Below are 13,432 nucleotides of genomic sequence, written 5' to 3'. Positions count from 1 at the left end.
TAGGTGAATAAAGCGTTTGCCAGTGCATACGGTTCGGTAACTTTACTGTTCCGGGAAGTCTGTGCACTGGTCTTCGGTAAGTGAATATCTGTGACAGGTAAAGAATATTACCTGGTCGAGTCTGCTGTATTCGCTGAGAAACAGAAAACCTTTTCTTGTGCGTTCTTCATCGTAATGAGCGAAGACATCATCGAGAAAGACCGGTATCTTGTTTCCTGCGATCATATCGGACAGTGCCAGTCTCAGTGACAGATAAGCCTGTTCGGCTGTACCGGTGCTTAAGTACTGCCAGTCGCGCATCGAATTGTCTCTGCTGTCCACCGGGGTTACTGCCAGATCCTTTGATACGATTGCTCCTCGGTATTTTCCGCCGGTCAGGTGCGAGAATATCTTTTCCGTTTTTGCTGTTGAGCTCTGGTGCAAAGGTCTGCCTTATTTCATTTCCCGCCTCTTCCATTACTTCAGAGGCTGTCAGGAGTTCATTGTCGTATTTTACGCGCTTCGAGATATGTACTTTTAAATCATCGATCTTTTCACGCAGAACCGCCGGCTCATCATCTGAATGATATTTAGCCGAGATCCTTGAACGCAGTGAAGAGATCGTCTCATTCAGTTCGTTTATCGAAGCTTCTGTTTCCTCAAGTTCCTCTTCGAGGGCGTCCGTGACGCTGTCCGGGAGAAGTTCAGGAGAGCTGTCTCCTGTAAGCTGCTTCAGTTTTTCACGCAGAAGAAGTGAACGCTCAGCGATTTCTTCAGGTGAGTACGGAACATTGTCCTCATCATGCTTTGAGTTTAAAACAGCTTTTGTTGTTTCAATTTCCGAGATGGTTTCAATAGCCTTGTCAATAAGATCAGGAATTTCAGCTGTTCCTGAAACTGTTTTGTATTTTGAAAACACACTTATCAGGTGCAGGTCAAGCTCGTTTATGTCAGAACCTGATTTATTCAGCTCATTACCGAGTTTTGAAAGTTCGGAATCTTTCTGTTCCTTTACAAGCTTAAGTTTGTTTGCTTCCTGTTCGATATCATTCTTCTTCGATTCAGTCTCTGAGACAGCCGAATCAGAAAGGACTATTCTTTCTTCAAGTTCCGCCTTCTGTTCATCGTATTCCTTCAGTTTTTCATCGTAGCTTCTGTACGCTGCTTCGTAGTCCGGTTCGGTATGTTCGGTACCGTTCCTGCGGTTACGCAGATCTTCTATTGCGGCAGCAATCTTCGTACCAAGGAATATCATGAGTACGACAGGTATTATAGCAAGCAGGAACCACGGATTTTTTATGAACAGTGAAACTGCGATTATGATCATGGAAGCAGCAGGTATGAGTACAAGATAATTCGGTTCCAGATCCGCAAGATGTTCTTTGTACATTTCTTCTTTGATCTGAGTTTCCCTTATGAGATCATTTACTTCGTCGCAGGCACTGCCGATACGGGCAAGCTCATTTTTAAGTTCTTTGTTTTCATTTACGCTGTTTTTCAGTTCTTCGGTCACGAATTCCAGATCTGTTTCGTATTCTGCAATACTTTCATCAAGTCTCATATCTGAAAGTTCGGCGGACATCTGGTTGAATTCACGTTTCTTTTCCCTGAAATTTTCCTTCAGATGATCAAGTCTTGCAAGAAGGTCAGAACATTCATCAAGGAAAGAATCCGTCACAGTGAAATCACCGTTAGTTATCGAACCGGTAAGAGTATCAATCTTTTCTTTCAGAACAGACTTTACAGCGTTCTTCCGGTTCTGGATCTCAAGCGTATGGAGCTCGCGTATTATGCGCTGTTCCTTTATACGCTTTTCCAGTGTCTCAGCATGATTCCTTCTGCTTTCAAGCTGACTGCAGTATGAAGCGTGCAGTTCTTCATCATGCATACGCAGTCTTTCTTCATCTTCGGCAGCTGAAAGTCGCTCTGTAAGTTCAGAAAGTTCAGAAAGCATGATATCAACAGCACCGGTTTTTCTGCTTTTTGAACGAAGCTCCTCATGTGCTTTCTGAAGACGCCTGCGTACCTTTTCATATGATACGTTTTCTTCTGCAGATGAGGAATAATTCATGAGCTTTTTTGTGATCTCGTCATCCTTGTCAGTACCGTGTATAACAGAAGATATGTCACCGATGAAAACACTTCGTTCAAATGCCGACGCATTCATTCCGATAAAACGTTCACCGGGCTCATATTTACAGCTTACAGGTTCTGCCTGTCCTGTAGTAAGATTCCACAGCGTTACCACGTCACTGATATTGGAGTTTCCGAATTCACGTTCCAGTCTGTATTCCTGTCCCGATGCTTCAAATTCGATATATCCGGCCATCGGCGAACCGTTCCACGGGGAATATTTTTTCCTCAGGTTTTTTCCTATGTCAGATGACTTTCCGGAGGTACCGTAGAACATCATTTTTATGAAATTCATAACAGTAGTCTTGCCGGATTCATTGTTTCCGCATATAATATTCAGACCCGGCTTAAGTTTAAGTTTAAAATCACTCAGCCTGCCGAAGTTTTTTATATAAACAGTTCTTAGTTTCAAACGATTATACCTCCTTTCCGGAAAAAGAATATCGGTTACGTAAGTACATACAAATTAATTTTAACATATTTCGGTAATGAATGCAAGCGGATAAAAGTCCGAATATGCGTCAGGGGGTAAGTATCCGTTCTGCTATTGTCTGTCTGAAACAAATGAATGCCCGGTGACTTTAATAAAATCACCGGGCATTTATGCTTTTATAATGAACTGAAATCAGAACAGGGCGAATCACATCTGACTCTGCTAAAAACAGGAGCTGCGATGCTCGTTGTTTCGTTAAACCAGATTATTTGCCTGGTCCGAGCTTTGTGATCTTCTTTGAAAGATACTGTCTGATAGTTGCGAGGTCTGTAAGTGTTACCTTGCCGTCGCCGTCAACGTCAGCAGTTTTGATCTGGTCTGCTTTGAACTCCTTCTTGTCAACGAGATTTACAGCCATTGTAGAAAGGTCTGTTACGTCTACAAGACCGTCTCCGTTTACGTCACCGTATACAACGGTCTGGCTGTTTGCAGGAGATTCTGTTGCAGCCGGTTCAGTCTTTGTAGTTGTTACAGGAGTATCAGTTGTCTTAGGCGCATCTGTAGTCTTCGGAGCATCAGTAGTCTTCGGAGCGTCTGTAGTTTTCGGAGCGTCTGTAGTCTTTGGAGCATCAGTAGTCTTCGGAGCATCGGTCGTCTTAGGTGCGTCAGTAGTCTTCGGAGCGTCTGTAGTCTTAGGTGCATCGGTTACCTTCGGAGCATCTGTTACCTTTGGTTCCTGCTTCGGGATTGTACCGCCGTAATACTCAGCAACTGAAATACCGTTGCCGCCCTGACCCATTGGTCTCTGGTGGTCAAGACTTATGAACTTGCCGTTTTCATCCTGCCAGAGAGCCGGCTTTACAAGGTTGTATTTGTCTTCGTCCCATTTGCCGAAGTTGTCGTATACAAGTCCGCCTGTATCGCCTGAGTTTTCATTGAAGCACCAGAATGTGTGGTTGATATGGTGCTCGATCATGAGATCACGGAGACACTTCATCCACTTGGTGTTGTCGCCCGTAGGGTCATTTTCCTTGTCTATGAAACCGCCCCATTCGCCCATGAGGAGAGGAGCTGTGTTGTCTTCGATGATATAGAACCAGTTGTCGTGCCAGCAGTCCTTCATGAGTGATTCGCTGTCAAAGTCCTTGTCGAACCATTTCTGAGCATAAACGAGCGGGCCGTAGTCGTGAGGTGAGTAAACGAGCTGGCTCTGGTATTTTCCGAGGTCGATAGGGTGATCCTTTACACCACGGAAGTTACCGCCCCACCATGTGCCGTAGTATGGCTGAGCGTCAGGATCGTCATAGTGAGCGTAGTCAACGGAAGGGCTTGACCAGTCAAATCCCTTTTCGAACTTAGGATATACTTCGATACCCTCTACCATGATAAGAAGGTTAGGGTTGATGTCAAGACAAGCCTTGGCACCGCGTTCAGCGGCTCTCTTCCAGTTGTTCTTGTCATCAGAGTCATCCCATTTTGCAAATTCGCCTTCATCTGCTTTTCCGTGAGGTTCGTTCTTAAGATCTATAGCGATGATAGTATCGTCGTCCTTATAGTAGTCAGTAAACCATTCGAGTGCTTCTATCCAGTCATCTTCAGAGAACTTGCTTGTGTACCATACAGGAATCTGGTGTCCTGCTGAAGCAGTTTCAGCGCTGTGGATGTCCATCATGATCTTGATTCCGTTTTCCTTGCACCACTGAACAGCCATGTTCCAGATGTCGAAGCTGTACTTTATTGCGCCTTCAGCAGCTTCACCGCTGACTGTGAGTTCCGGGTTTGAGTAAGGATTAACTTTGATGATATCATCCGGTTTCTTTTCCTTCCATCCGAGGATGATCTCTGTTGACATAGGTACACGGAGAAGATTGAATCCGTGGTCAGCGATCTCGTTAAGGCACTGGTGCATGTTTGCGGACCATACGCCGTCAAATACCTGGCTTCCTACGTTGTATCCGAACCAGTTGCATCCTGTGAGCCATACCTCGTTGTCGTTCATGTCGTAAAGGCGGTTGCCTTTGGCATGGATCCAGTCGTCATGACAGTCATCAGCAGCCTTTACAGAAACTGTATTTCCCGGTGCAGCTGTCTTATTAGGTGAAAAACTGCTTCCCAGAGTAGTTGTCATACCCAGGGCAAGAACCGCAGCAGTAATTCTTCTTATCGATTTCATTTCGTTTCCTCCCGTTTGATAAGTTGAGATAAGAATTTGTATGTACTTTAATAGTAACTTATATTGTAAAAAAAAGTCAAGTTAAAAATAAGCTGAAATGAATGTTGAAACCGCTGATTAATGTATTTTCATCGCACTTTTAACCGGAAAATGTTCATTCTTTTTCTGCCAGATAACGGAACGGATATTCGTCGCTGTAGCGGTTCCTGAATTGCAGCGGGGTCTTGCCTGTAAATTTCCTGAATGCAGCAGAAAAAGCACTCTGTGATGAAAATCCAAGTGAGGCGGTTATTTCAGAAATGATAAATACCACCACTCTAAACAGCAGAACGCCGTAACGGAAGCTATTGAGCAGACCGTTACGGCGTTTTGCTATACTGTAAGATTTTTGAGCCATCGTTCTTTCTTAAGCCAGAAGTGGAATACGACAACTTTTATAATGTCGATGAGTTTTACACCAAGATAAAGCACAACAGGACCCAAATCGGTGCAGAATCCGATGATGAAAACAAGCGGGATCATGACAAAGATCGTTATGAGTGAATCGGCTACAGCGCCCATTTTTGTATCTCCGCCGGCTCTTGAAACAGCTGTCTGCGTGTTCATATAGACCCAGACCGGCATGAACAGAGACATCAGTATGACCATGCTTCTTGCAATGCTTACTGCGCTTTCACTCAGCTTACCGTATACCACAGGGATCATGAGAGTTGTGGCAAATCCGAACAGTGTCATGAATATGCCGAACAGAGCGGAGCCGGACAGGAGCCAGGTCTTCTCACGGCGGGCGCGTTCAAGTTCTCCTGCTCCGAGAGTTTTTCCGAGTACAACACCGGTTGCAGCGTAAATTCCTCCGAATGCAACAAAGAAGAGATTGGCAATTGAAAAGCTTGCAGCCATTCCTGAAACCACATCGGCACCGCCTTTTCCGTTATAGACTGCGGTGGTAACTGTTTCAGACATTACCCAGACCATTTCACAGAAAAGAACAAGGGATCCTTTCTTGAGCATTTTCCGGAACAGAGCAAAGTCGGCGTGAAAGAATTCTGAAATTCGTACTGAAAATTCAGGTTTACGTCTGATGTAGATTATAACGAAAATGATAAATTCGAGTGAACGTGCGATAACTGTCGCTGTACCTGCACCACGGACTCCGAGTTTCGGAAATCCGAGGTTACCGTATATGAGAAGCCAGTTGAAGAGAGTGTTTGTGACAGTAGCTGCAATAGTTACTGCCAGCGGGATCTTCACTTTTCCCATGTCGCGCAGTGAACTGGCCGTGCATACTGAAAATGTCATAGGAATTCCTGTGAAGAACATTATGTTCATGTATTTTACTGCTTCATCAAGTATCAGGTCGGCTTCAGTGTTTCCGATGAGCATAAGTGACAGTACTTTTCGCGGAAAGACAATGCAGACAAGGAAGAACGGTATGAAAGCCGCAAATCCCATTATAAGCTTGAAGATGAAAGCCTGTTTCATTCCGCCTTTGTCCTTTGCACCGAAGTACTGTGTCATGAATATACCGCCTGCCATTGCAATGGCATTCAGATATACCATGAACACAAACAGTACCTGTCCTGCGACATTGACTCCCGACATGGATATGTCTCCGAGACCGGAGACCATGAAATTGTCGATAAGTGATACAAGGTTCTGGATAAGCTGCTGTAGCATTATTGGTACGGCGATCTTAAGTGCGTTGCCGTAAAACACGCCAGAGCCGAATAATTTTCTTTTGTCTTCTTTCATTTTTGTTTCCTCTTTTTTGTAAAACGCTTTTTTGATATGAAAAGTGAATGCAGATATCTCAGTCACTCTGCGGTAAAATCAGCGTTTTCCTGCTTTTAATGTATTTGTTATGGATCATGTAGCTATTTATATTAACACAGATTCATGGTACTGTCAATAGAATTTAAAAAAAATATGATTGACTATATCTAATGAATGGTTTATAATTAGTAATATAAACAATCAGATCGGTTCTGATAAATATAAAATTATAGAAATAATACAATAAATTATATCGGGGAAAATTATCAGAAAACAGTCGGTCTGAAAGAGGGGGAAAAGTTATGAAAGGAAAAAGTGCCTTGTTTTTAGCTGCAGTCCTGATGGGGATGACTGCAGTCTCAGGTAAAGAACCGCCGGGTTTTTCGGCGGTTCAGACAGTTTCAGCATCATCAGGTGTAAACGTCGCAGTACACACTCCTGAAGAAATTGCTGAATACTACAGAACTCATCAGTTTTCACTCAGCCAAAAGGATGAGTACGCCCTGGAACCATCACTTGTTTCACCGTATTCTGCCGGTAAACTCAGTGACGGATCGGTTCAGAACGGATTGAATGCCCTTAATTTTGTAAGGTATACTGCCGGGCTTGATGAGGTTAAAATCAAAGAGGATTACTGTGCTCTTACACAGGCAGCCTCTCTTGTAAATGCTCTGAACGGCGGTATTTCACATACTCCTGCCCGTCCGTCAGGACTGCCTGATTCTCTGTATGATGCCGGATGTCAGGGTGCAGGTTCATCCAATCTGGCAGACGGATACCGAAACGTTGCAGACAGCATTATAACCGGGTACATGAGCGATAATTATCCTTCGCTTATACCGAGAATGGGTCACCGCAGATGGTGCCTTAATCCGTCGATGCAGTATACCGGATTCGGAAAAGCCGGAAGATACGGTGCGATGTATGCTTTTGACAATTCCTTTGGCAAAACAGATGCTACAGGTGTTTGCTGGCCTGCTCAGAATATGCCGGTCAATTTCTGTCACGATGATTATATCTGGACCTATTCAAGAGGTCAGGTGGTAAACGGAAGTTCTGTAAAGGTAACGCTTACAAGAAAGAACGACATGAAAACCTGGTCTTTGTATTCAGGTTCATCTGACGGTGAATTTTATGTTAATAACGATGGCTACGGCCGCAAGGGCTGCATCATATTCCAGCCGAAAAAAGTTTCCTATAAAGCAGGCGATGTTTTTGAGGTAAATATCACCGGCGCGGATACTGAAATAAATTATACTGTTACGTTTTTTGATCTTAACAACGTGCAGTCAGCGCCCCCTGAAGAAGCTGTCAGATGCGATATTGACGGTAACGGTTCTGTATCGACAAGTGATCTTGTTATGATCAAGAAATATATAATCGGTCACGACCGTTCAGTTTCAGCTTCGGCAGCGGACTTAAACGGTGACGGAACAGTTGATGTAAGAGATTTTCTGACGATCAGAGCAATTCTTATGAAATAGACAATACTGTAACTTGACATTTTAAGATAAGTCAGGTAAAATATAGATGTATTACTTAAACAGGAGATGGTCAAATGAATATATGGCACGATATCGATGAAGGCAGAATCAAACCACGCGACTTTATTTCAGTAATTGAGATCTCAAAAGGCTGCAATCAGAAATATGAACTTGACAAGAAAACCGGCATGCTGATGCTTGACCGAATTCTTTTTACGGCAACACATTATCCGATGAACTACGGATTCATTCCGAGAACATTCGGCGATGACAAGGACCCGCTTGACGTACTTCTGCTCTGTTCGGAACGAATTGAACCTCTGACTCTTGTAAGAAGCTATCCTATCGGTGTTATGTATATGGAAGACGGCGGTATGGGCGATGAAAAGATCATAGCTATTCCGTTCGGAGATCCGACATATTCAGGATACAAGGATGTAAATGAGCTTCCGTCACATATTTTCGGGGAACTCAAACATTTCTTTTCTGTTTACAAGCAGCTCGAAAACCAGAAGATCACCGAAGTAAAGAACATAGGCGGACCTGAAGAGGCTGTTGCAGTTATAGAAAATGCTATGCATAATTACAAGGATAAGTTCTGCGGCGGAGTTTACTGATAATATCCGCACTTAAGGGCAAACTGATTTATTCATATAAATTTTATCATTTACTATAAAGCAACGGGACAGATAAAAAAATTATCTGTCCCGTTGTTTTTATTTCTTACCTTTGAGTATTCCGAGAATGCCGCGTCTTAAAAGTGAACCGCCGGTTGAAATGAGCTGGGATTCGATCTTTGCCTTTCTTCTGTCGGCTTTCTTTTTGTCAGCTTCCTTTTTCTTCTCAGCTTCACGTTCTGCCTTTTTCTGAGCGGCTTCAGCTGCTTTTTCCTGTTCTTTTCTCATCTTTTCCAGTTCAGCTTCAAGCGCTTCCTTTTCCTTGCGGAGAGCCTCGGCTTCGGCAGCAGCAGCGTTCTGCTTTTCGAGAACTTCGTATGCACTTTCGTTGTCAACATAGTTATCGTACTTGCCTGCGACAGGTGAATCGGAAATGCAGCGTGAACGTGTGCTGTCACTGCATGGTCCCATAAGACTTTCCGGACAGATGATCGCTGTTTTCTGAACTATCTGCGGTGATCCGTCTTCATCAAGGAATGAAGTAAGCGCATGACCAGTACCGAGTTCAAGAATAGCGTCTTCAGTTTTGAAGTCAGGGTTTGTACGGAATGACTGTGCAGCAGCCTTGACTGCCTTCTGTTCAGCAGGTGTGTATGCGCGCAGAGCGTGCTGAACACGGTTTGAAAGCTGTGCAAGTACCTGATTAGGGATGTCAGCAGGTGACTGAGTTACAAAGTAAATGCCGACTCCCTTGGAACGGATGAGCTTTACAGTCTGTTCGATAGAATCAACCAGAGCTTTAGGTGTGTTCTTGAAGAGAATGTGAGCTTCATCGAAGAACATTACGATCTTCGGCTTTTCACCGTCGCCGGCTTCAGGAAGTACCTCAAACATCTCAGCCATCATCCAGAGAAGGAAGGTGGCGTAGATACGCGGTGAACGGATAACATCGACACAGTGAAGTATATTGATGATACCGCGTCCGTCGTTTGCGCACCTTATCCAGTCACGTATATCAAGAGCAGGTTCACCGAAGAAATCATTTCCGCCTTCGTTTTCAAGAGGGATTATCGCTCTTGTGATGGCACCGATACTCTGTGTTGCTATGTTGCCGTATGTTGTGGTATATTCAGTGCGGTGCTCGGAAACGTAGTTAAGAACGGCACGAAGATCCTTAAGGTCAATGATCTTCAGTCCCTTGTCATCAGCGATCCTGAAAACAGTCATGAGCACGCCGGTCTGAACATCTGAAAGTTCCATGAGCTGAGCGAGCAGGGAAGGACCGACGTCAGAAACAGTCGCACGAACCGGATGACCGCCTTTTGAGTAGATATCGTAGAATACAGTCGGATAGGAGCGGTAGCTGAAGCTATCCTTTATTCCGAATTTTTCAATTCTTTTCTGCATACCTTCATTGTCTGTACCCGGTTCAGCAAGACCTGATACGTCACCCTTGATGTCACACAGCAGAACAGGAACCCCGGCAGCTGAGAATGATTCAGCCATTACCTTCATAGTAATTGTTTTACCGGTACCGCTGGCACCGGCTATGAGTCCGTGTCTGTTGCACTGGGAAAGATTCATGTAAACGCGTTCGCCTTTTTCTGAAAGTCCCATGTAAATATTATTGTTTTCAAACATATCTTTTTTCTCCCGTGAAATTTATTAAAGTGAAGACAGAAGGATCCTGCCTTCACTTGTTTTTTAATACAGGCTGAAAGCCTTTATTTTATCTTTGTTATACAGCCTTCGTCAACATTTACTGCTCCCGGACAGTTGGCTTTTTTGCCTTCAAACTTTGCATTTATGCTGCAGTTGTTTACGGTTACTTCGGAAATTGCCTGTATGATATCATCTCCGGCAGAGATGTTTATGCTGCCGCCGGTGACGTAAACGACACCTTTGCCTGCGTCAGAATCATTGGTTGCCTTTAATGCGTCACGTGCACAGTTTATGGTTATCTGTCCGGCTTCTACGGCAACTTTGTCTTTTCCTACAAGTCCGTTGTTCTGAGAACTTACTTCGAGTGTACCGCCGGTAATTTTAAGAGTGTTTTTGCTCTGAACAGCATTTTTTACATTGCCGTTTATTCTTATAACACCGTCGCCCTTGAGTGTGATATCTTCCTTGCTGAAGATACACGCTTCTGAAGAACCTCCGTCCGAAAGTGAATTATCCGAACCGGAAGCTGATATGATCTTTACTTTATCAGCGGTGTCCACTCTGACAGCAGAACCGTTTGAATTGCATATATTAACACCGTTAAGTTCAATATCTACCTTTGCATCTTTAGGAGCAGCGACTACAATACATCCGTTGAGTGTACCGGAAATTTTATAAGTGCCTTCCGCCTTTATAGTAACTTCAGAACCGTTTACAGAAACTTTTGACGATGATGATTCTGCCGTATCACCTTTAAGTTCAATGACAGCATCGCCGCTTTCAGGTTCCGGCTCCGGTTCAGGTTCCGGTTCGGCAGGCTTTTCAGTGGCTGCTTCCTGTCCGGAGTTTTCGTTTCCTGAACTGCCGCCTTCAGATCCCTGTTCGTTTTTTGTTTCTGCAGCTGTTTCAGCAGTTCGGGTTTCAGAAACTGAGCCCACTGTCTCTGAAACGCTTGTGCTGGTTTCAGAAGTACTGGTATCTGAAACGGCTGCGTCTGTTTCAGATACTGTTTCCGACACTGTTGTCACCGTGCCTGTTTCAGAAACTTCTGTCTGAGAAACATCAGTGACAGAAACGGAAGTCTCTGCCTGGGCAGTACCTTCTGATGTTTCTTCGCCTGCAGACCCGCAGGAAGCGAGAAGCGCAGCCGTACAAAATAATGCAGTAACGCAGAGTGGTTTTCTGTTTTTCATAATTGAACCGCCTTTATCATATATTTCTGTTTCAGTAATCCCCGTTTATTTATGGTACGGTTATCTTATCATTAAACGCCGGAATCAGTCAGACGTTTACTATAATTATAATCGAAATACATGAAATTTGCAACATAAAAATACAGAAGCTGTTCATCCGTACGGAAAAACAGCTTCTGTAAAAGGTGATATAACATGTTTTTACTGTTGTCTGTATGTTGAAAGGAATTCACCGAGTTTGAATGATGCTTCCTCGAGCACTTCGATCCTCGGGAGATAAACAACTCTGAAGTGGTCAGGCTGTGCCCAGTTGAATCCGCTTCCGTGAATAATGAGTATGTGCTTTTCGCGAAGAAGATCAAGAGCAAACTGTTCGTCATTTGTGATATTGAACTTCTGTACATCTATTTTCGGGAAGATGTAGAAAGCAGCCTTCGGCTTTACAGCTGATATACCAGGAATATCGTTGAGTGCCTTGTAAATGAAATCACGCTGCTCATAAATACGTCCGCCCGGCTTGATGTAGTTTTCAACGCTCTGGTATCCGCCAAGGGAAGTCTGAACGATTGACTGAGCAGGAACGTTTGAGCAGAGTCTCATGTTGGAGAGCATGTTCAGCCCCTGAATGTAGTCTGCAGCGATCTTCTTGTTGCCGCAGAGTACCATCCATCCGATTCTGTAACCGGCGATCATGTGTGACTTTGAAAGGCCGCTGAATGTTACGCAGAAAAGATCAGGAGCGAGTGAAGCAATGGAAACGTGCTTTTCGCCGTCCATGATAAGTCTGTCATATATTTCATCAGAGAAGATGATAAGCTGGTTTTCTCTTGCAAGTTCAACTATCTGTTCAAGGAGTTCCTTTGGATAAAGAGCACCGGTAGGGTTGTTAGGGTTGATGATGACGATAGCCTTGGTTCTTGAAGAGATCTTGTTTTTCATGTCTTCAATGTCAGGGTACCAGTCTGACTGTTCATCACAGATGTAGTGAACAGCCTTACCGCCTGCAAGAGTTACACATGCAGTCCAGAGAGGGTAGTCAGGTGAAGGAACGAGTACTTCATCGCCGTCGTCGAGAAGAGCCTGCATGGAAAGATTGATGAGTTCGCTTACACCGTTGCCTGTATAAATGTCGTCGATAGTAACACCGTCAATATTTTTGTTTTGATAGTACTGCATTACAGCTTTTCTGGCTGAAAAAAGTCCCTTTGAATCAGAATAGCCTTCGCAGGAAGTAAGCTGTGTCTGCATGTCATATATAACTTCATCAGGAGCCTTGAAACCGAACGGAGCAGGGTTTCCGATGTTGAGCTTGAGTACCTGAGTACCTGACTTCTCCATTTTTGCTGCTTCGTCAACGACAGGACCTCTTACGTCGTAAAGTACGTTTTCAAGCTTTGATGATTTACCGAATGTTTTCATTTTGGTTCCCCCTGTAGTTTTCTTTTCAGTCACGACGGGACTTTTGTCTGCCTTGTCTGAAATGTTGTTTCCTTTAAGCCATTCAGGATCAGTATCAAGAACCTCCGCAAGGAAGCTGATTATATTATCACGCGGAACTGTTTTACCGCTTACGTACTGGCTGATGTGACTTTTTCCAAGTTTGATTCCGCTTTTTTCCGCGGCCTTTAAAAGATCGATCTGTCTGAGAGAGCGTTCTTTCATTTTCTCTTTCAGACGTTCTGAAAAAAGATTATCACTCATAAAAATTACCTTTAATTAGAAAGTTCAATTTTAAGCACCCGAAAGTTCAATTTCGAGTTCAATCTCTGAATTCTATTATATCACCAGTTATAGAAAAGTTCAATAGTATTTTCGAAAAAATATAAAAATAATTTCTTGTTATTTCCGCTTTAAAGTGCTATAATAAAGTATGTGATTGCATAAACGCTTCCGGCGGTTATGCAGAATCAGGGTTATGGGGTGTATCCCCGGACTCAGGTGCTGTTCAGTCAGTGCTTCATTTGTATATTTAAGTAATATTACAG

At 43.7% G+C, this 13,432-nt stretch carries 10 protein-coding genes; 2 read left to right on the top strand and 8 right to left on the bottom strand.

What is annotated here, in order from left to right:
• Positions 1 to 42 precede the first annotated feature (42 nt).
• The 5 genes from CC97_RS05615 to CC97_RS05595 all read right to left on the bottom strand — a co-directional run bounded on the left by CC97_RS05615 (position 43) and on the right by CC97_RS05595 (position 6,470).
• The gene (locus CC97_RS05615) at positions 43 to 225 is read right to left on the bottom strand and encodes a hypothetical protein (RefSeq protein ID WP_044974178.1); all 183 of its coding nucleotides are present in this window, start codon (positions 223 to 225) and stop codon (positions 43 to 45) included.
• On the bottom strand, positions 188 to 2,524 hold the full coding sequence (locus CC97_RS05610) for an AAA family ATPase (protein WP_044974177.1): 2,337 nt from the start codon (positions 2,522 to 2,524) through the stop codon (positions 188 to 190). Before CC97_RS05610 ends, CC97_RS05615 begins: the two co-directional genes overlap by 38 nt.
• Positions 2,525 to 2,810: 286 nt before the next feature.
• Entirely contained in the window at positions 2,811 to 4,718 is a 1,908-nt protein-coding gene (locus CC97_RS05605; protein ID WP_049962715.1) for a cellulase family glycosylhydrolase, read from the bottom strand.
• 154 nt (positions 4,719 to 4,872) lie between these two features.
• Complete coding sequence (locus tag CC97_RS05600; protein ID WP_044974176.1) at positions 4,873 to 5,115, bottom strand: helix-turn-helix domain-containing protein; 243 nt, start codon at positions 5,113 to 5,115, stop codon at positions 4,873 to 4,875.
• Positions 5,091 to 6,470, bottom strand: a complete 1,380-nt coding sequence (locus CC97_RS05595) for an MATE family efflux transporter (protein ID WP_044976815.1) — start codon at positions 6,468 to 6,470, stop codon at positions 5,091 to 5,093. The genes CC97_RS05600 and CC97_RS05595 overlap by 25 nt, the downstream gene beginning before the upstream one ends.
• 323 nt (positions 6,471 to 6,793) lie before the next feature.
• On the opposite strand from CC97_RS05595, the gene CC97_RS05590 reads away from it, so the two are divergent.
• Positions 6,794 to 7,975, top strand: coding sequence for a dockerin type I domain-containing protein (locus CC97_RS05590; protein WP_049962714.1), 1,182 nt, complete (start codon positions 6,794 to 6,796; stop codon positions 7,973 to 7,975).
• A 74-nt stretch (positions 7,976 to 8,049) separates the two neighbouring features.
• The gene (locus tag CC97_RS05585) at positions 8,050 to 8,592 is read left to right on the top strand and encodes an inorganic diphosphatase (protein ID WP_044974175.1); all 543 of its coding nucleotides are present in this window, start codon (positions 8,050 to 8,052) and stop codon (positions 8,590 to 8,592) included.
• 99 nt (positions 8,593 to 8,691) lie between these two features.
• On the opposite strand, the gene CC97_RS05580 is transcribed toward CC97_RS05585, so the two are convergent.
• The 3 genes from CC97_RS05580 to CC97_RS05570 all read right to left on the bottom strand — a co-directional run bounded on the left by CC97_RS05580 (position 8,692) and on the right by CC97_RS05570 (position 13,148).
• A complete protein-coding gene (locus CC97_RS05580) occupies positions 8,692 to 10,233 on the bottom strand; it encodes a helicase HerA-like domain-containing protein (RefSeq protein WP_044974174.1) in 1,542 nt (513 codons plus the stop codon).
• An 83-nt stretch (positions 10,234 to 10,316) separates the two neighbouring features.
• Positions 10,317 to 11,447, bottom strand: a complete 1,131-nt coding sequence (locus CC97_RS18650; protein WP_049962713.1) for a carbohydrate-binding domain-containing protein — start codon at positions 11,445 to 11,447, stop codon at positions 10,317 to 10,319.
• Between the two features lie 201 nt (positions 11,448 to 11,648).
• Positions 11,649 to 13,148 carry an aminotransferase class I/II-fold pyridoxal phosphate-dependent enzyme gene (locus CC97_RS05570; RefSeq protein WP_081850002.1) on the bottom strand — a complete coding sequence of 500 codons (1,500 nt, stop codon included), beginning with the start codon at positions 13,146 to 13,148 and terminating at the stop codon, positions 11,649 to 11,651.
• Positions 13,149 to 13,432 lie beyond the last annotated feature (284 nt).

Origin of the sequence: Ruminococcus sp. HUN007 (genome assembly GCF_000712055.1) — a bacterium.
Taxonomy (GTDB): domain Bacteria; phylum Bacillota; class Clostridia; order Oscillospirales; family Ruminococcaceae; genus HUN007.
This window is presented reverse-complemented; position numbering and strand designations above follow the sequence as displayed.